Below are 18,889 nucleotides of genomic sequence, written 5' to 3' on the forward strand. Positions count from 1 at the left end.
ATGACAAGATCAAGTCAGCTCAACAAGAAGCTGTGAAGGAATTGAGCCGTACGATCAAGTACGTATACGAAGATGGTAAAGAAGCAGCACCAAGCTTCACAGACAGCGCTAAATTCACGCGTATTCTGAAGATCAACGTCGTAACGAAAGCGATCGTAGAAAAAGGCCCATGGACATCACAAGATGACGTGATCAAGGGACAAACTTCACCAGACATCAAGGGTTACGTAGCAGATAAAGCTAGCGTAGTAGATGTGAAGGTTACAGCAGACTCAGCTAAACCAGCNGATGAAGTCGTAACTTACAAGAAGGTAGAAGTTCCACCTACACCGACACCTGTTCCACCAACTCCAGCTCCGGTACCAAATAAACAAGTACCGAACAAGCCAGTGGAACCGAAAGTTCCTGGAACTACTGCTCTGCCAAATACAGGTGAGAAATCATCTTCAGCAGCAGTGCTTGGTTTAGGAATTGTTGCAACACTCGCAGGTGTCAGCTTGATTAAACCAAGATTGAAAGAAGAAGATTAATTCTTCACAGCTTGGATAGTAATCATTGAAGAGTTGTAGACGATTAGTTAACAGCTCGCAAAAATCGATAACTTCTTTACGAAGTTATCGATTTTTTATTTATTTGATTAGCAAACTTTGGTAGTAAAAAATGAGAGAAGATCCTAGTAAAATAGGAGATTCACTGGAGAATGATAATGATAGGGATATCACCTCAAATTTATTAGCATCATTCGTTTTGCTATTGAGAGAATGTAATGACTGATCTCGGTATTTTAAAAGGTATAAGGAACTAGTACTCTAATTTTTTCTATCTTTAGTTCGTACTTCAGCAGATAATTTTAGGGAATTGGGGACTTTCCTGTTTTTGTTGGATGATTTTTCGTCTTTCCTGTGTTATAATAAGGAAGATTAAAAATGTAGAATAGTTAAAGGAGAAATTCCAATGGGACGTAAGTGGGCCAATATTGTAGCTAAGAAAACAGCTAAAGATGGCGCAAACTCAAAAGTTTATGCTAAATTCGGTGTAGAAATCTATGTAGCAGCGAAAAAAGGCGACCCAGATCCTGAGTCAAATACAGCCCTTAAGTTTGTTATTGATCGTGCTAAGCAAGCGCAAGTACCAAAGCATGTTATTGACAAGGCGATTGACAAGGCTAAGGGAAATACGGATGAAACCTTTACAGAAGGCCGTTATGAAGGCTTTGGACCAAATGGTTCTATGCTGATTGTTGATACCTTGACTTCGAATGTCAACCGGACTGCAGCCAATGTTCGTGCAGCCTTTGGTAAAAATGGCGGGAACATGGGTGCTAGTGGCTCTGTATCTTATCTTTTTGATAATAAAGGTGTCATCGTTTTTGCCGGGGATGATGCAGACAGTATCTTTGAATTGCTTTTAGAAGCAGATGTAGATGTGGATGATGTGGAAGCAGAAGATGGAAGCATCACAGTTTATACAGCACCAACTGATCTACATAAAGCAATCGTAGCTTTGCGTGAATCTGGTATCCAAGAATTCCAAGTGACAGAGCTGGAAATGATTCCTCAGTCTGAAGTGGAATTAACAGGAGAAGATTTAGAAACCTTCGAAAAATTGTATAGCGTCCTTGAAGACGATGAAGATGTCCAAAAAATCTACACCAACGTAGATGGCTTCTAATTGAATAACATAAAAATACAGTCTGATTTAGTATAAGTTGCGTTCTAAGGCAGTTTCTAAATTAGACTGTATTTATTTTTAGTTAGTTAGGTGAAATTTTTTTAGGAATTGTTCCTGTTCCTCTTTGATAGCTTCTGTGGGATTTTTCACAGCAAGAATCATCTCAATCATTTCAGGACTGGCTTCGCGTACTAGCTGACTGAGAGCCCAGATGGCCGTAGCGATATGGATAGGATTTTGCCCCTTGTCAATAATTTCTAGCAGTTTGGGAATGGCAGAGCGATCATTGGCGTTGGCTAGAGCAATGATGGCATTGCGCTGCAGGATGTTTTTGCCCCGCCAGCTACCTGCTATATGGCCGAATTTTTCCTTAAATTGACCATTAGAAAGTTCCAAGAAAGGAAGGAGCTCGGGATGAGCTAGATCGGGGTCAATCTCTGTTGCAAGAGGATTGTCCAAGCCTTTATTATAGGGACAGCAGATTTGGCAGATATCGCAACCATAGATGACTGTCTTGATTTTCTTTCGAAATTCCAGATCCATGACGCCCTTGTCTTGGGTCTGAAAGGATAGACAGCGTTTGGCGTTCATTGTTCCATCGCCAATGAGGCAGGAGGTAGGACAGGCTGTCAGGCAGCGGTTGCAGTTTCCACAGTCATAGTCGATAGGTTGGTCAGGTTCGATGTCCAGATTGGTAATGAGCTCACCCAAAAACATGTAGGAACCAAATTCCTTGGAGATAACCAAGCCGTTCTTTCCGATAAAGCCTATTCCTGCTCGCCGGGCTACAGCGGTGTCGACCAAGGCTCCTGTATCCACCATGCCTTTATATTCAAAGTTGGCAGTCAACTCCTCAATTCCCTTTGCAAGCCTATCTAGCTTGTCCTGTAGGACATAGTGGTAATCCAGCCCCCAGCTGTTGGGAGTGAATTTCCCTCGCTTGTAGGCTGTTTTTTGCGGCTGCTGTTTGAGCTTGTGGGGATAGGCGACTGCGATAGAGATGATGGTCTTGGCTGAGGCTAGACTCAGCTTAGGCTTGATTCGTTCCTCAATATTCTTATGCTCAAATCCTGAATTTCGACCTTCTTCTACGGCCAAGCGCAGCGACTTTTCCAGATAGTCAAAGTCATCTGCTGTCGTAAAGCCAATTTTAGAAATGCCAATTTCTTTGGATAATTTGATAATTTCTTCTTTGATATTCATTGCTATTATTATATCGAAATTAGGAGAATTATGCGAGAAACTACTTCGTGAAAACCATGATTATTTAGCAAATTTGAGTGCAAGAAGAGTTAGGCAGTTAGGCGTGTAAATTGAGAAACGACAGCCTTTCAAGCCAATTGCTAAATGGATTATTTCTTGAAAGATATGGGGAAACATGCTATAATGAGAGGAAACATTTATAAACAGAACATAGCGAGTAAGGAATAAAATGGCTAATATTTTAAAAAAAATCATCGAAAATGATAAAGGTGAAATAAGAAAATTAGAAAAGATGGCGGACAAGGTCATGTCCTATGAGGACGAAATGGCAGCCTTGACTGATGAAGAATTGCAAGCAAAAACGGTTGAATTTAAGGAACGTTATGCTAATGGTGAAACTTTAGATCAACTTTTGTTTGAAGCATTTGCGGTTGTCCGTGAAGGAGCTAAGCGTGTCTTAGGTCTTTTCCCATATAAGGTTCAGATTATGGGGGGGATTGTCCTTCACCATGGTGATGTGCCAGAAATGCGTACGGGGGAAGGAAAAACCCTGACAGCGACTATGCCAGTATACCTAAATGCCTTATCTGGCCAAGGAGTTCACGTTGTTACAGTCAATGAATACTTGTCAGAGCGTGATGCGACTGAGATGGGTGAACTTTATTCTTGGTTGGGACTTTCTGTTGGTATCAACCTAGCATCTAAGTCGCCAATGGAAAAAAGAGAAGCTTATGCTTGTGATATCACCTACTCAACCAACTCTGAAATTGGTTTTGACTACCTGCGTGATAACATGGTGGTTCGGGCTGAAAATATGGTGCAACGTCCGCTTAACTATGCCTTGGTTGACGAGGTGGATTCTATCTTGATTGACGAAGCGCGTACGCCATTGATCGTGTCAGGACCGACAGCTTCTGATACGAATCAGCTTTATTACAGAGCGGATAGCTTTGTGAAAACACTTCAAAAAGATGACTATATCATTGATATCCCATCTAAGACGATTGGTTTGTCAGATTCTGGTATTGACAAGGCTGAAAGTTACTTTAACTTAGAAAATCTATACGATCTTGAGAATGTTGCTTTAACGCACTTTATCGACAATGCCTTGCGTGCTAACTATATTATGACCTTAGATGTGGATTATGTCGTGAGCGAAAAGCAGGAAATCCTCATCGTTGACCAATTTACAGGGCGTACAATGGAGGGCCGTCGTTTCTCTGATGGACTCCACCAAGCGATTGAAGCAAAAGAAGCTGTGCCTATCCAAGAAGAATCAAAGACATCTGCTTCGATTACTTACCAGAATCTTTTCCGTATGTATAAAAAGCTGTCAGGGATGACAGGGACTGGTAAAACAGAAGAAGAAGAATTCCGCGAAATTTATAATATTCGTGTAATTCCAATTCCAACGAACCGTCCTGTCCAACGTATTGACCATCCAGATTTGTTGTATCCTAGCTTGGAAGCGAAGTTTAAAGCAGTCGTGGAAGACGTCAAGGAACGCTACAAAACAGGCCAGCCTGTCTTGGTCGGTACAGTATCGGTTGACACGAGTGACTATCTTTCTCAAAAATTGGTGGCTGCAGGAATTCCTCATGAAGTTCTGAATGCTAAAAACCACTATAAAGAAGCACAGATTATTATGAATGCTGGTCAACGTGGTGCTATTACCATCGCGACTAACATGGCTGGACGTGGTACAGATATCAAGCTAGGTGAAGGTGTGCGTGAATTGGGTGGACTTTGTGTTATTGGTACAGAGCGCCATGAAAGCCGCCGGATTGATAACCAGCTTCGTGGACGTTCAGGTCGTCAAGGGGATCCAGGTGAATCACAATTCTACCTATCTCTCGAAGATGATTTGATGAAACGCTTTGGTTCAGAGCGCATTAAGGCCGTGCTAGACCGGATGAATCTGAGCGAAGAAGAATCCGTCATCAAGTCTCGGATGCTAACGCGTCAGGTGGAAGCAGCCCAAAAACGGGTTGAAGGAAATAACTACGATACTCGGAAGCAAGTCCTCCAATATGACGATGTCATGCGCGAACAACGTGAAATTATCTATTCTCAACGCTATGATGTCATCACAGCAGACCGTGATTTGGCTCCAGAAATTCATGCCATGATCCGTCGGACGATTAATCGGATTGTAGATGGCAGCAGCCATTCAGATCATGAAGAAAAGATAGAAGCGATTCTGAATTTTGCTAAATATAATCTTGTAGCAGAGGATTCTATCTCAGCTGATGATTTAGAAGGTAAATCGAATCAAGAGATTAAAGATTACTTGATGGAACGAGCTTCTGAAGTTTATGCCAATCAGGTTTCTAAACTTCGTGATGAAGAAGCAGTTCAAGAGTTCCAAAAAGTGCTGATTCTACGCGTTGTAGATAACAAATGGACAGATCATATCGACGCCTTGGATCAATTGCGTCAGGCTGTGGGACTTCGCGGCTATGCGCAGAACAACCCAGTTGTTGAATATCAGGCAGAAGGTTTCCGAATGTTTAATGATATGATCGGCTCTATCGAGTTTGATGTGACTCGTCTCATGATGAAAGCACAGATCCATGAGCAAGAACGTCCACGTACAGAGCACACTATCAGCACGACAGCTACTCGAAATATTGCTGCCCAAAATCCAAATCTTCCAAAAAATGTTGATTTATCCTCTGTAAAAAGAAATGATTTATGTCCATGTGGTTCAGGAAAGAAATTTAAAAACTGTCATGGTCGCAAGAAGTAGTTTATAAGGAGAGAAGATGACCTTTAAAGCAACTAGTCAACCAATCAATGTAGCAGAAGTGCGTCAGCTTGCTAAGCTAGAAGGTTCTATTCTAGCTCATAAGCTAGAGCGGGATCGACAACTAGAAGCCATTATCCGTGGTGAGGATGATCGCATCCTTTTGGTCATCGGCCCTTGCTCCTCAGACAATGAAGAAGCTGTCTTGGAATACGCCAAGCGTTTGGCAGCTCTTCAGGAAGAGGTTAAAAATCGGATCTTTATGGTCATGCGGGTCTACACAGCCAAGCCACGGACCAATGGTGATGGCTACAAGGGCTTGATTCACCAGCCTAATGCGACAGCGGCACCTAGCCTAATCAACGGTATTAAGGCGGTTCGCAATCTGCATTATCGCGTGATTTCAGAAACTGGAATGACGACGGCTGACGAGATGCTTTATCCAGAAAATCTTCCCCTAGTAGATGATTTGATTTCCTATATGGCGATCGGTGCTCGTTCTGTTGAAGATCAGCAGCACCGCTTTGTAGCCAGTGGAGCGGATTTTCCTACTGGTTTGAAAAATCCTACATCTGGCAATCTAAATGTCATGTTTAATGGCATTTATGCGGCTCAAAACAAACAGAGTTTCCTCTTTGCCAATCGGGAAGTAGAGACGAGTGGAAATCCTTTGGCCCATGCGATTCTGCGCGGTGCCATCAATGAATATGGGAAGAACATTCCGAACTACTATTATGATAATCTGCTGGACACAATCGCCCAGTATGAAGCAATGGGATTAGAAAATCCATTTATCATCATTGATACCAACCATGACAACTCTGGCAAGCAGTATTTGGAGCAAGTCCGTATTGTCCGCCAGACTTTGATCAACCGCGACTGGAATGATAAAATCAAGAAGGTTGTTCGTGGCTTTATGATTGAATCTTACTTGGAAGACGGTCGACAAAATGAACCAGAAGTCTTTGGCAAATCTATCACAGATCCATGCCTAGGCTGGGACAAGACAGTCGAGCTTGTCCATGAGATATACGACACACTAGGTAAATAATATGGCATTTATAGAAAAAGGTCAGGAAATTGACATCGAGCAGATCAAGTCTGCAACGATTTTGTCAGACCAAGCTCTACAAAAGAAAAATCAGCGTGATCAGGAATTGGCCGCCATCATCAAGGGGGAAGATCAACGCTTGCTCTTGGTTATTGGCCCCTGCTCATCTGACAATGAAGAGGCGGTACTGGAATATGCTCGCCGGTTGGCCGACCTCCAGCAGAAAGTAGCGGATAAGATTTTTATCGTCATGCGAGTCTATACTGCCAAGCCTCGGACCAATGGGGACGGCTATAAGGGGCTCGTTCACCAGCCAGATACTTCAAAAAGTCCAAGCTTGATCAATGGACTGAAGGCAGTGCGCCAGCTTCATTATCGAGTTATTACTGAGACAGGCTTGACCACTGCTGATGAAATGCTCTATCCTTCTAATCTAGTGCTGGTAGATGATTTGGTCAGTTACCATGCCGTAGGTGCTCGTTCGGTTGAGGACCAAGAACATCGCTTTGTAGCGTCTGGTATTGATGCGCCGGTCGGTATGAAAAATCCAACATCTGGCAATCTTGGAGTCATGTTTAATGCTGTCTATGCTGCTCAAAATAAGCAAATCTTCCTCTATCATGGCCAAGAAGTGGAAACTCTAGGCAATCCCCTGGCGCATGTGATTTTGCGTGGTGCTTTAGATGAGTACGGTAAGAACAAGCCTAACTTCTATTACGAAAATCTTCTGGATGTGATCAAACGCTATGAAGAAATGAAGCTGTCCAATCCTTTCATCCTGATTGATACCAATCATGATAATTCTGGAAAGCAGTATTTGGAGCAGATCCGGATTATCCGTCAGACTCTGATCAACTGTGCTTGGAATGAGCAGATCAAGAAGGCTGTGCGTGGTTTCATGATTGAATCCTATTTGGAGGATGGTCGCCAGAATGAGCCAGAAGTCTTTGGTAAGTCCATTACCGATCCTTGCTTGGGCTGGGATAAGACAGAAGAACTCGTTCAGGAAATCTATGAAACCTTAGAAAAAGAAGCTTAAATAGAAAGGATTAGGAGGCTTTGCTAGAAGTCTACTAATGAATATAGGCAAGCTCATACTCTACGAAAATCTAATTTTGATGATGTTAAACCTCTTTGATGCATTTCAGTGTCATTTTCATCGGTTTGCCTTGTCGAAATTAGATTTTCTTTCAATCTCCTTGGGAGAAGGGTCTTGCTTTGTATTCTTGATAGAAGTATGATAAGAGGACACGGAATAGATATAGAAGAGATTTCCAGCATTGGTCGGGCCTACGAGAAGAATAAGCGTTTTGCTGAGAAAATCTTGACAGCTCAGGAGTTGGCTCGGTTTGGCTCCTTAAAGGGCAAGCGCAAGCTGGAATATTTGGCCGGTCGCTGGTCAGCTAAAGAAGCCTTTGCCAAGGCTTGGGGGACCGGTATTGGCCCTGTGACTTTTCAAGATTTGGAAATTTTAAATGATGATAAGGGGGCGCCTTATTTTAGCAAGTCCCCCTTTGCTGGTTCGGTATGGCTATCAATCAGTCATGCTGGAAATCTGGTGACCGCCAGTGTGATTTTGGAGGAAGACAATGAAAGCTAGTCTACATAGACCCACTAAAGCAGTCATAGACCTGTCTGCTATTGCATTTAATATTGAGCAAATTGCGGCTCATATTCCCCAGTCGGTCCAGAAGTGGGCAGTAGTCAAGGCCAATGCTTATGGACATGGTGCGGTTCCTGTCTCTCAGTATATTCAGCCGCTTATAGATGGTTTTTGCGTGTCCAATATTGACGAAGCCCTCGAACTACGAGAAGCTGGCATTGCTAAATCCATTCTTATTTTGGGTGTTTCTTCATTGGAGGCTGTGCCTTTAGCGATCCAGCAGCAGATTACCCTGACAGTGGCTAGCCTAGCTTGGATGGAGGAGCTCTTGAGCCAGCAAGCTGATCTGACAGGCTTGACCGTCCATATCAAGATTGATTCAGGTATGGGACGCATTGGTTTTCGTGATAGTCAAGAAGCCCAGCAGGCAATTAGTCGCCTGCAAGCAGCAGGTGCTGTGGTAGAAGGAATTTTCACTCATTTTGCAACTGCAGATGAATTAGATACAAGTCATTTTGTAGCCCAATTAAATCGTTTTAAAGAGATTTTGAGTGAGTTAGCTTTCTTGCCGCCAGTTGTGCATGCTAGTAACTCTGCAACAACTCTTTGGCATAGTGAAACGATTATGAATGCTGTTCGGCTGGGCGATATTATTTACGGATTGAATCCTAGCGGACGAGTGCTGGACCTGCCTTATGAGGTCAAACCAGCTTTGAGCTTAGAATCTGCTCTGGTTCACGTCAAAGAAATTCAAGCGGGTGCGCATGTCGGTTATGGGGCGACCTATACCAGTGATAGCCAGCAAATCATTGGAACCATTCCTTTGGGTTACGCTGATGGCTGGACCCGCGACATGAAGGGCTTTGATGTCTTGATCGATGGTCATCGCTGTCCCATTGTCGGTCGGGTTTCTATGGATCAGATCACGGTACGTCTGCCTCGAGTCTACCCTTTGGGAACGAAGGTGGTCTTGATTGGTCAGAGTGGAGCTGAGCTTATCACAGCAACGGATGTGGCGGAAAAGCGTGGCACGATCAATTATGAAGTGGTCTGCTTAATCAGCGACAGGGTACCGAGAGAGTATAAAAAGTAAAAGACAATCAAGAAGAAGGAAAGGAGACAGGATGAATCTGCACCAGGCTTTGACGGCTCTGCCAGGAGTGGGGCCAAAATCGGCTGAAAAATTTAAAAAACTAGGCCTTGAGAGCCTGCAGGATCTCCTGCTCTATTTTCCTTTTCGCTATGAGGATTTTAAGAGCAAGAATGTCCTTGACTTGGAAGATGGAGAAAAGGCAGTTATTTCTGGGATCGTCGCGACTCCAGCTAATGTCCAGTACTATGGCTACAAGCGCAATCGCCTGCGTTTCACGATCAAGCAGGGAGAAGTCGCGATTGCAGTCAACTTTTTCAACCAGCCTTATCTAGCAGATAAGATCGAACTGGGAGCGACGGTGGCTATTTTTGGTAAATGGGATAAAGCAAAGGCTAGTCTAACGGGGATGAAGGTGTTAGCTCAGGTTGAAGACGACTTGCAGCCAGTTTATCGAGTTGCCCAAGGGATTAGTCAGGCCAGTCTAGTCAAGCTGATTAAGGTGGCCTTTGACCAAGGTCTGGATCAGTTATTGGAGGAAAATCTTCCTCCTGTCCTTCTGGAGCGCTACCAGCTTTTGGGGCGCACTCAAGCAGTGCGTGCCATGCACTTTCCTAGGGATTTGGCAGAATATAAGCAGGCCTTGCGTCGGGTCAAGTTTGAAGAACTTTTTTATTTTCAGATGCAGCTGCAGGTTCTGAAGCATGAGACCAAGGATGTCAGTCAGGGACTGGCTATCCCTTGGCAGGAAAAAATGCTGGCTCAAAAAAAAGCTGCATTGCCATTTTCTTTGACGGAAGCTCAGGAGCGGAGTCTGGAAGAAATTCTTAGTGATTTGCAATCGCCTGCCCACATGAACCGCCTCCTGCAGGGAGATGTTGGTAGTGGTAAGACCGTTGTGGCTGGTTTGGCCATGTATGCCGCCTATACGGCAGGTTACCAGTCGGCTTTGATGGTTCCGACAGAGATTTTGGCTGAGCAGCATTTGGATAGTCTGACTCAGCTCTTTCCTGAACTGAATTTAGCCCTCCTAACTGGTAGTATGAAAGCTGCTGAACGCAGAGAGACTTTGGCTGCTATAGAGTCGGGGAAAGTGGATATGGTGGTCGGCACCCATGCCTTGATTCAGGAAGGGGTGGTCTATCATCGATTGGGCCTGGTCATTATTGATGAGCAACATCGTTTTGGGGTGGACCAGCGTCGGATTTTGCGGGAAAAGGGAAATAATCCAGACGTTCTCATGATGACAGCCACGCCCATTCCTCGGACTTTGGCCATTACCGCTTTTGGCGATATGGATGTCTCCATCATTGACCAGATGCCAGCTGGTCGCAAGCCTATTATCACTCGCTGGGTCAAGCACGAGCAGTTGGAAGTGGTTTTGGACTGGATGAAAAAAGAGCTGGCCAAGGGTGCCCAAGTCTACTTTATTTCTCCCTTGATTGAGGAATCGGAGGCTTTGGATTTAAAAAATGCGATTGCTCTAGAGGAAGAACTCAAGGCCTACTTTGCCAATCAGGCTCAAGTGGCTCTCCTCCACGGCCGCATGAAAAATGACGAAAAAGAAGCCATTATGCAGGACTTCAAGGATGGGAAAACGGATATTTTAGTGTCAACTACAGTTATTGAAGTCGGCGTCAATGTTCCGAATGCGACCATCATGGTTATCATGGATGCTGACCGCTTCGGACTCAGCCAGCTTCATCAGCTGCGGGGCCGAGTTGGTCGGGGAAATAAGCAATCGTATGCCGTTCTAGTTGCCAATCCCAAGACAGAGTCTGGGAAGAAACGCATGAAAATCATGACTGAGACGACAGATGGCTTTGTTCTGGCTGAGGAAGACCTCAAAATGCGTGGTTCTGGTGAAATTTTTGGGACCCGCCAGTCTGGTATTCCAGAGTTTCAGGTGGCGGACATCGTGGAGGATTATCCCATTTTGGAAGAAGCGCGCAAGGTAGCTAGTCAAATCGTTGCCAATCCTAGCTGGCGGCAGGATGCCAATTGGCACCTGGTATCCCTGCATCTTGAAAAACGCGATTTTCTGGATTAGCCAGATAAAGTTTGGATTTATTGGTTTAAGCTTTCTGCAAGAAAATTCTAAGCCTTCCTTAAGCTTTGAGGCCTATAATAAAAGCATCAAAAGAAACGAGGTGGCAAAAATGAAAGTAGCAGTTAAAGTAACCTATAAAAAAGAATTCAAACAGATGCGCCGCGTGAACAAGACTTATGGAATCTAATATTCCCAAGTGAAAGATAAAACAAGATACCTCCGGAAGAAATTCTGGAGGTATTTTGCTATTGAATCAAGGCTTTCTTGCAATTTATGTTATAATATAGAATAACTATGATAAAAGGAGTTCAATTATGTTTCCAGATGACAGTTTGACTTTACATACAGACTTATATCAAATCAATATGATGCAGGTTTATTTCAACGAAGGTATCCATAATAAGCGTGCTGTTTTTGAAGTTTATTTCCGCAAGAATCCTTTTAATAATGGCTATGCCGTTTTTGCGGGCTTAGAGAGGATTGTGGCTTATCTGAATGATTTGACATTCAGTCAGACGGATTTGGACTATTTAGCGTCTTTGGGCTATAATGGAGCTTTCTTAGAGTACTTACGCGATTTCAAGATGCAGCTGACCGTGCGTTCTGCTAAAGAGGGAGATTTAGTTTTTGCCAATGAGCCGATTGTTCAGGTCGAAGGGCCGTTGGCACAATGTCAGTTGGTGGAAACAGCGATTTTGAATATCGTGAATTTCCAAACCTTGATTGCGACCAAGGCAGCTCGCATCCGCTCTGTGATCGAAGATGAGCCATTGATGGAGTTTGGTACTCGTCGTGCTCAGGAAATGGATGCGGCGATTTGGGGTACGCGGGCAGCTGTTATCGGTGGAGCCAACGGTACCAGCAATGTTCGGGCAGGCAAGCTCTTTGATATTCCCGTTCTGGGAACGCATGCCCATGCACTTGTGCAGGTTTATGGCAATGATTACGAGGCTTTCAAGGCTTATGCAAGCACTCATCGGGACTGTGTGTTCTTGGTAGACACCTACGATACTCTTCGGATCGGGGTTCCAACGGCCATCCGTGTAGCGCGTGAATTTGGTGATAAAATCAATTTCTTGGGTGTGCGGATCGACTCTGGAGACTTGGCCTATATTTCTAAAAAAGTTCGCCAGCAGTTAGATGAAGCGGGCTTCCCAAATGCTAAAATCTACGCTTCCAATGATTTGGATGAGAATACCATCCTCAACTTAAAAATGCAAAAGGCTAAGATTGATGTCTGGGGTGTGGGAACCAAGCTGATTACTGCTTACGATCAGCCAGCTCTGGGTGCCGTTTACAAAATTGTAGCGATTGAAGATGAGAATGGGCACTTGCGCAACACCATCAAGCTCTCTAACAATGCTGAAAAAGTTTCGACTCCGGGCAAGAAGCAGGTTTGGCGGATTACCAGCCGTGAAAAAGGCAAGTCTGAGGGCGACTACATCACTTATGATGGTGTAGATGTCACCCATCTGGCAGAGCTGGAGATGTTCCATCCGACTTATACTTATATCAATAAAACAGTCAAGAATTTCGATGCGGTGCCGCTCTTAGTAGATATTTATAAAGAAGGTCAGCTTGTCTACGAGTTGCCGAGTCTGTCTGAAATTCAGGACTATGCCCGCCAAGAATTTGACAAACTCTGGGACGAATACAAGCGGGTCCTCAATCCACAAGATTATCCTGTCGATTTGGCGCGTGATATTTGGCAGGACAAGATGGACTTGATTGACCAGATGCGTAAGAAAGCCTACCAGACAGGAGCAGAAAAATGAGCCTACAAGAAGAAATCATCCGCCAACTAGGCGTCAAACCAGTCATTGATCCAGAGGAAGAAATCCGCAAATCGGTGGACTTTCTCAAGGCCTATCTGAGGAAGCATCCTTTTTTGAAAAGTTATGTTTTGGGAATTTCTGGTGGTCAGGATTCAACCTTGGCTGGCCGCTTGGCTCAGCTGGCTGTAGAAGAAATGCGGGCTGAGACTGGAGATGATGGCTATCGCTTTATCGCTGTTCGCCTGCCTTACGGCGTTCAAGCAGATGAAGACGATGCCCAAAAGGCTCTGGCTTTCATCCAACCTGATGTCAGTCTGACAGTCAATATCAAGGAATCCGCTGATGCCATGACAGCTGCAGTGGAGGCGACAGGTGCCAAAGTCTCTGATTTTAACAAGGGCAATATCAAAGCGCGTAGCCGCATGATTGCACAGTATGCTTTGGCTGGTTCATACAGTGGGGCTGTCATTGGGACCGACCACGCAGCAGAAAATGTCACGGCCTTTTTCACCAAGTTTGGGGATGGCGGAGCAGATATTTTACCACTTTACCGTCTCAATAAACGTCAAGGTAAGCAACTTTTGGCTGCCTTAGGAGCAGATCCGGCTCTCTATGAAAAGGTGCCGACGGCTGACCTGGAAGAGGAAAAACCGGGGATTGCCGATGAAGTCGCTCTAGGAGTGACCTATAATGAAATTGACGACTATCTCGAAGGCAAGTCTGTTTCAGCCCAAGCCCAAGCCACTATCGAATCTTGGTGGCACAAAGGCCAGCACAAACGCCATTTGCCGATTACAATTTTTGATGAATTTTGGAAGTGAGAATCTCGATCGCAACTTTTTAGTCTGAGCTAAGAAACGAGGAAGCTATGAAAAAGACAGGTACACAGTCTATTGAAACCAAACGTCTTTTGCTAAGACCTTTTCTGGAATCGGATGCCCAGGCTATGTATGACAATTGGGCTTCTCGTCCGGACAATTTGCTGCATGTGACTTGGGATGCTCATGAGAGTCCTGATGTTACCCAACAGTCTATTGCTCGCTGGGTTGAGAATTATCAAAACTTGGATTTTTACAAGTGGGCTATCTGCCTAAAAGAAAATCCTGATTCTGTCATTGGGGACATCAGCGTGGTGGATAGAGATGATACGGTTAATGCTTGCGAGGTCGGTTATATTCTAAGTAAAGACTATTGGGGGCAGGGGCTGATGACAGAAGCTTTGAAAGCTGTTTTGAACTACCTCTTGCAAGACGCAGGATTCAATCGTGTCACAGCAAGATTTGTAACAGCCAATCCAGCTTCGGGGCGTGTTATGACTAAAGCTGGCATGAGCTACGAAGGTACTTTTCGGCAGGCTGTATTTCATAAAGGACAAGTCAAAGATTTTTCCGTCTATGGGATCTTAAAATCAGATTTAAAATAAAAAAGTTAGGCTTGCCTAACTTTTTTACTTGCGCTCTTTTTTTAAAGTTCTATAATAGATGTATAATGACAAGGAGGATTCTATGAATTCATTAAAACAAGATTTTACAGATAAGTTGTACGCTGCTTATGAGGCCAATCCCAAGTATGCGGCAATGGAAAATGCTATTAGCCACAATGGTCTTTTGACTTCTTTAGAAAAACGGACTGCTGCTGTAGAAAATGCACCTGTTTTCTCACTGGATCTCACCAAAGATAAGGTCAGTGATCAAAAGGCATCTGGCCGCTGCTGGATGTTTGCAGCTCTCAATACTTTCCGTCACAAGATGATTGCGGGCTTCCAGCTGGAGGATTTTGAGCTGTCTCAGGCTCATACCTTCTTTTGGGATAAATATGAAAAATCCAACTGGTTCTTAGAGCAGGTTTTGGCAACGACTGACCAAGAATTGACTAGCCGCAAGGTCAAGTTCCTCCTAGATACACCTCAGCAGGATGGCGGTCAGTGGGATATGGTCGTGGCGCTTTTTGAGAAATACGGCGTCGTGCCTAAGTCAGTCTATCCAGAGTCAATTTCATCCAGCAATAGCCGTGAGCTCAATCAGTTGCTCAATAAACTCTTGCGTCAGGATGCGCAAATCTTGCGTGAGCTGGCCCTGAATGGTACAGATGAGGCTACGCTACAAGCTAAGAAAGAAGCTTTGTTACAGGAAATTTTCAACTTCTTAGCGATGTCGTTGGGCTTGCCACCTCGGAAGTTTGATTTTGCATATCGAGATAAGGACGGTAATTACCATAGGGAAGCTGATTTGACTCCGCAGGCCTTTTACCAAAAATATGTAGACCTCAAGCTGGATGACTATGTGTCAATTATCAATGCGCCAACAGCCGATAAACCTTATGGCAAGTCTTACACAGTCGAGATGTTGGGCAACGTAGTCGGTAGTAAACCTGTTCGCTATTTGAATGTAGAAATGAAACGTCTCAAGGAATTGGCTATTGCTCAGATGCAGGCTGGTGAGACCGTTTGGTTTGGCTCTGATGTGGGTCAGTCCAGCAATCGCAAGGCTGGTATCATGGAAGCAGGTATGCATGATTTAACCTCTAGCATGGATATCCAGTTGACCCAAGATAAAGCAGGTCGTCTTGATTACAGCGAAAGCCTCATGACTCATGCCATGGTACTGGTTGGAGTAGACTTGGATGAAAAGGGTCAAGCTAAAAAATGGAAGGTAGAAAATTCTTGGGGCGAAAAGGTTGGAGATAAGGGCTACTTTGTCGCCAGCGACGCTTGGATGGATGAGTACACTTACCAAATCGTAGTCAGAAAAGAATTCTTGACTCCAGAAGAGTTGGCAGCCTACAATGCTGAGCCAATTGTCCTAGCACCGTGGGATCCAATGGGAGCTCTTGCTAATGGCGAAATGATTTGATAGGATGAGCAAGTTCAGAAGGCTATTTATCTAGTTAAACATAAAAAAGATTGGATTTTAGAAATCCAATCTTTTTTGGTTTATCGATGTTCAGCTCCTTGGTTAGAACTAGTTAAGCTGCTGGTTGTTCCAGAACTTGTTGAACTTGTTTGGGAACTAGAGTTGGTACTACTATGTTCTTCGCTAGATTCACTCGTACTTTGACTTGAAGATTCTGAGCTTGACTCAGAAGTAGAGCTTGAAGATGATTGGGTATAAGCGCGGCTGTAAGTAGAAGTACCATTGAGATAGAGATAGGATCCGCTACGGAAAAGTCCGCTTGGTGGTGTCCAGTCTTCATTGCTATTGCCTGTCAGATAGAACATCATAGAGCGGTAAACATCGGTTGCCACCTTAACTCCATCATCTAAAACAGGAGTGAGGCGATTTGAGTAACCAGTCCAAACAGCCATAGAGTACTGTGGAGTGTAGCCAACAAATAGCTCGTCTGGTGTGACAATGCTAGAACTGTAGTAAGGTTTTGTCAACTTCTCTAGCTCATCATCTGCATAGTTGGAAGTACCAGTTTTACCTGCTTGATAGACTCCTGGAATTGCAGCATTAGTACCAGTTCCAGACTGAAGAACGGTCTTCATCATGTCGGTCATCATGTAGGCTGTCGTCTCTTTCATAGCTTTTGAACCGCCATTTGAAAAGACTTTTTCTGTACCGTCGCTAAAGACAACTCGGTTTACATATTGTGGTTTGTAATATGTACCGCCATTAGCAAAGGCAGCGTAGGCAGCAGCCATTTTTTCACTGCTTGCTCCGTATTGGTTACCAGATTCGCTTGTATTACTTGAAATCGCATTAGAATAATGCATTTCAGGATAATTAATACCAAGGCCATTGAGGAACTTCAATGAATTATCTAATCCGACTGCTTCCAGCGATTTAACGGCTGGTACGTTACGGGATTCTTGAATAGCGTATTGGATAGTAATCCAGCCATAATAGCGTTTATCCCAGTTATAGACAGGAGTAGATGTTCCAGGGAAATAGTAAGGAGCATCTTGGATTGAGGCAGCAGTGGAAGTGAAAACATTGTATTCCAAGGCTGGGGCATAATCAGTGATTGGTTTCATGGTAGAACCCCAGTCGCGATTTGTTTCGACTGCTTGGTTGGTACCAAAAGAAACGTTGGAAGACTGATGGCGAGCACCCAGTTGGGCAATGACTTTCCCGTTGGTAACATCCATAACGGTTGATGCCACTTGCAGTTCATCATCTGGATAAGCAACATATTCTTCCGTGTTGTAAATATCCCACAATTTTTTCTGTGCTTCGGTATTAACGTTGGTATAAACTTCCATACCAGTCGTAAGGACATTGTAGCCAGTTTCTTCTTCGACTTGCTCAATAACTTCTTTTAAGTAGTTATCCATATAGGCAGGATAGCTAGCTGAATTTTTCAAGCTCTGTAAGCCGTCGGTTACTGGGGTATTGATAGCTTGTTCGTATTGTTCTGGTGAGATGTACTTGAGTTCATACATTTCAGATAATACGAGATTCCGACGCTGAGTGGCAGCTTCTGGATTTGTGTAAGGGTCATATTGGTTAGGAGCCTGAGGCATTCCTGCAAGCAGGGCAATCTGAGGAAGGGTCAAATCTTTCAAATCTTTGCCATAGTAACTTTGGGAAGCTGTTTGCATCCCGTAATTTCCATTGGACATATAGACTTTATTGACATAGTAGGTCAGGATTTCTTGCTTGGTAGCCTTTCGCTCAAGTTGAGTTGCCAGCCATGCTTCTTGGATTTTCCGAGAAAGGGTAGCATCCGCTGAGGAAGTGGAGAAATAAGTCAATTTGATCAACTGCTGGGTTAAGGTAGATCCCCCTTGACGTCCGCCTCCTTTCAGATTGCTTAGGAAGGCTCCCCCTATCCGAATGAAATCAACCCCACGGTGATTAAAGAAGCGGTGATCCTCAATCGCAACGATAGCATCTACTAGCTGTGTAGGGATCTGGTCTGTTGACGCATTGACACGCTTTTCAGAACCGAGGTCCGCAATCAGATTGTTATCGCTATCGTAGATCTTACTTGAAGTTGTTGCGACAAGATCCTTCTCAGAAAGGGTAGGAGACTTGGCGACATAGTATGTGAAGACAAGAACGCCAGTCACAACTCCAATGATAAAGAGAGATAAGAGGGCAGTTGCAAGATATTTTAAGGCCTGCAAAAGGGTTTGTTTATTCATTTGAGATACCACCTAGTAGTTTTTGTTCGATAATTTCAAGGTAAGGGATGCTTGGAAATTGCTTTGTTTCGATTAAAAATCCATGTTCTTGAATGTAAGACAAAGGAAGGGATTTTCCACCTTTATCCATCTTATAAAATGTAATGAGATAAGATGCCGGAAGTAGATAAGTCTCCCGCAAGCTAGAGAAGTGCAGTAAGACAAAGCAGATTCCTTTTTGCTGAAGGACAGCCTCCATATGTTCAATCTGGTGTAGATGGAAATTCTTCAGAGGCATGGCTGTTTTTTGCCGTGTTTCCTTGGCTTCAAAATCAATATAATGTCCCTTAAAGACACCAGAATAATCAGTCGTGGATGCCTGTCGAAAATAGGCCTCCACAATCTTTGCACGACTGCGTTGAGGATAATCCACTTTGACAATCTGAATGGGTGTCGGCTTCTTATGAATGACAGCGAGCCCCCTACTCAAATAGTAGTTGTTGGATTCGTTGATCATCTTCTCAAAAGACATCCCACGATTGGCAAAGTTAACAGCCGTCTTTGAACCTGGATGGGCTAGTTTACTTTTTATCTTTAGCTTGTGAGGGTAGTTGACCATAAAACTCCTTATT

15 protein-coding genes are annotated in these 18,889 nt (G+C 44.0%); 12 read left to right on the forward strand and 3 right to left on the reverse strand.

Annotated features, from left to right (window positions below):
• Positions 1 to 32 precede the first annotated feature (32 nt).
• Positions 33 to 530, forward strand: a complete 498-nt coding sequence (locus tag D8790_RS10095) for a mucin-binding protein (protein WP_446677478.1) — start codon at positions 33 to 35, stop codon at positions 528 to 530.
• Positions 531 to 954: 424 nt separating this feature from the next.
• The gene (locus tag D8790_RS10100) at positions 955 to 1,671 is read left to right on the forward strand and encodes a YebC/PmpR family DNA-binding transcriptional regulator (protein ID WP_125388482.1); all 717 of its coding nucleotides are present in this window, start codon (positions 955 to 957) and stop codon (positions 1,669 to 1,671) included.
• A 78-nt stretch (positions 1,672 to 1,749) separates the two neighbouring features.
• Here the strand turns inward: D8790_RS10100 and queG are convergent, their stop codons facing one another.
• Positions 1,750 to 2,874: a tRNA epoxyqueuosine(34) reductase QueG gene (queG, locus tag D8790_RS10105; RefSeq protein WP_125388483.1), complete on the reverse strand. Its 1,125-nt coding sequence runs from the start codon at positions 2,872 to 2,874 to the stop codon at positions 1,750 to 1,752.
• A gap of 229 nt (positions 2,875 to 3,103) precedes the next feature.
• Here queG and secA point away from each other — a divergent pair, with 229 nt between their 5' ends.
• The 10 genes from secA (at position 3,104) to pepC (ending at position 16,041) form a co-directional block, all read left to right on the forward strand.
• Complete coding sequence (secA, locus tag D8790_RS10110) at positions 3,104 to 5,623, forward strand: preprotein translocase subunit SecA (RefSeq protein ID WP_125388484.1); 2,520 nt, start codon at positions 3,104 to 3,106, stop codon at positions 5,621 to 5,623.
• A gap of 16 nt (positions 5,624 to 5,639) precedes the next feature.
• Positions 5,640 to 6,671 (forward strand): 3-deoxy-7-phosphoheptulonate synthase, encoded by a 1,032-nt coding sequence (locus tag D8790_RS10115; protein ID WP_125388485.1) that lies wholly within the window; start codon positions 5,640 to 5,642, stop codon positions 6,669 to 6,671.
• Position 6,672: 1 nt separating this feature from the next.
• The gene (locus tag D8790_RS10120) at positions 6,673 to 7,710 is read left to right on the forward strand and encodes a 3-deoxy-7-phosphoheptulonate synthase (protein WP_125388486.1); all 1,038 of its coding nucleotides are present in this window, start codon (positions 6,673 to 6,675) and stop codon (positions 7,708 to 7,710) included.
• 198 nt (positions 7,711 to 7,908) lie between these two features.
• Entirely contained in the window at positions 7,909 to 8,271 is a 363-nt protein-coding gene (gene acpS / locus D8790_RS10125) for a holo-ACP synthase (protein WP_185761942.1), read from the forward strand.
• On the forward strand, positions 8,261 to 9,367 hold the full coding sequence (gene alr / locus D8790_RS10130; protein WP_125388488.1) for an alanine racemase: 1,107 nt from the start codon (positions 8,261 to 8,263) through the stop codon (positions 9,365 to 9,367). Before acpS ends, alr begins: the two co-directional genes overlap by 11 nt.
• Before the next feature lie 31 nt (positions 9,368 to 9,398).
• On the forward strand, positions 9,399 to 11,414 hold the full coding sequence (gene recG, locus D8790_RS10135) for an ATP-dependent DNA helicase RecG (RefSeq protein ID WP_125388489.1): 2,016 nt from the start codon (positions 9,399 to 9,401) through the stop codon (positions 11,412 to 11,414).
• 314 nt (positions 11,415 to 11,728) lie between these two features.
• The gene (locus D8790_RS10140; RefSeq protein ID WP_125388490.1) at positions 11,729 to 13,189 is read left to right on the forward strand and encodes a nicotinate phosphoribosyltransferase; all 1,461 of its coding nucleotides are present in this window, start codon (positions 11,729 to 11,731) and stop codon (positions 13,187 to 13,189) included.
• Positions 13,186 to 14,010: an NAD(+) synthase gene (nadE, locus tag D8790_RS10145; RefSeq protein WP_125388491.1), complete on the forward strand. Its 825-nt coding sequence runs from the start codon at positions 13,186 to 13,188 to the stop codon at positions 14,008 to 14,010. Before D8790_RS10140 ends, nadE begins: the two co-directional genes overlap by 4 nt.
• Before the next feature lie 47 nt (positions 14,011 to 14,057).
• The gene (locus D8790_RS10150) at positions 14,058 to 14,612 is read left to right on the forward strand and encodes a GNAT family N-acetyltransferase (RefSeq protein WP_125388492.1); all 555 of its coding nucleotides are present in this window, start codon (positions 14,058 to 14,060) and stop codon (positions 14,610 to 14,612) included.
• A gap of 82 nt (positions 14,613 to 14,694) precedes the next feature.
• Positions 14,695 to 16,041, forward strand: coding sequence for an aminopeptidase C (pepC, locus tag D8790_RS10155; RefSeq protein ID WP_125388493.1), 1,347 nt, complete (start codon positions 14,695 to 14,697; stop codon positions 16,039 to 16,041).
• A gap of 80 nt (positions 16,042 to 16,121) precedes the next feature.
• Here the strand turns inward: pepC and pbp1a are convergent, their stop codons facing one another.
• Complete coding sequence (gene pbp1a, locus D8790_RS10160; protein ID WP_125388494.1) at positions 16,122 to 18,278, reverse strand: penicillin-binding protein PBP1A; 2,157 nt, start codon at positions 18,276 to 18,278, stop codon at positions 16,122 to 16,124.
• The gene (gene recU, locus D8790_RS10165; RefSeq protein ID WP_125388495.1) at positions 18,271 to 18,876 is read right to left on the reverse strand and encodes a Holliday junction resolvase RecU; all 606 of its coding nucleotides are present in this window, start codon (positions 18,874 to 18,876) and stop codon (positions 18,271 to 18,273) included. The genes pbp1a and recU overlap by 8 nt, the downstream gene beginning before the upstream one ends.
• Between the last annotated feature and the right edge of the window lie 13 nt (positions 18,877 to 18,889).

The organism is Streptococcus cristatus, assembly GCF_003943535.1.
Classification (GTDB): domain Bacteria; phylum Bacillota; class Bacilli; order Lactobacillales; family Streptococcaceae; genus Streptococcus; species Streptococcus cristatus_L.

Excerpts from the sequence above, each read along its gene's own strand:
- D8790_RS10100 (WP_125388482.1), top strand. The coding sequence starts at position 955 with ATGGGACGTAAGTGGGCCAATATTGTAGCTAAGAAAACAGCTAAAGAT.
- queG (WP_125388483.1), bottom strand. The coding sequence starts at position 2,874 with ATGAATATCAAAGAAGAAATTATCAAATTATCCAAAGAAATTGGCATT.
- secA (WP_125388484.1), top strand. The coding sequence starts at position 3,104 with ATGGCTAATATTTTAAAAAAAATCATCGAAAATGATAAAGGTGAAATA.
- D8790_RS10115 (WP_125388485.1), top strand. The coding sequence starts at position 5,640 with ATGACCTTTAAAGCAACTAGTCAACCAATCAATGTAGCAGAAGTGCGT.
- D8790_RS10120 (WP_125388486.1), top strand. The coding sequence starts at position 6,673 with ATGGCATTTATAGAAAAAGGTCAGGAAATTGACATCGAGCAGATCAAG.
- acpS (WP_185761942.1), top strand. The coding sequence starts at position 7,909 with ATGATAAGAGGACACGGAATAGATATAGAAGAGATTTCCAGCATTGGT.
- alr (WP_125388488.1), top strand. The coding sequence starts at position 8,261 with ATGAAAGCTAGTCTACATAGACCCACTAAAGCAGTCATAGACCTGTCT.
- recG (WP_125388489.1), top strand. The coding sequence starts at position 9,399 with ATGAATCTGCACCAGGCTTTGACGGCTCTGCCAGGAGTGGGGCCAAAA.
- D8790_RS10140 (WP_125388490.1), top strand. The coding sequence starts at position 11,729 with ATGTTTCCAGATGACAGTTTGACTTTACATACAGACTTATATCAAATC.
- nadE (WP_125388491.1), top strand. The coding sequence starts at position 13,186 with ATGAGCCTACAAGAAGAAATCATCCGCCAACTAGGCGTCAAACCAGTC.
- D8790_RS10150 (WP_125388492.1), top strand. The coding sequence starts at position 14,058 with ATGAAAAAGACAGGTACACAGTCTATTGAAACCAAACGTCTTTTGCTA.
- pepC (WP_125388493.1), top strand. The coding sequence starts at position 14,695 with ATGAATTCATTAAAACAAGATTTTACAGATAAGTTGTACGCTGCTTAT.
- pbp1a (WP_125388494.1), bottom strand. The coding sequence starts at position 18,278 with ATGAATAAACAAACCCTTTTGCAGGCCTTAAAATATCTTGCAACTGCC.
- recU (WP_125388495.1), bottom strand. The coding sequence starts at position 18,876 with ATGGTCAACTACCCTCACAAGCTAAAGATAAAAAGTAAACTAGCCCAT.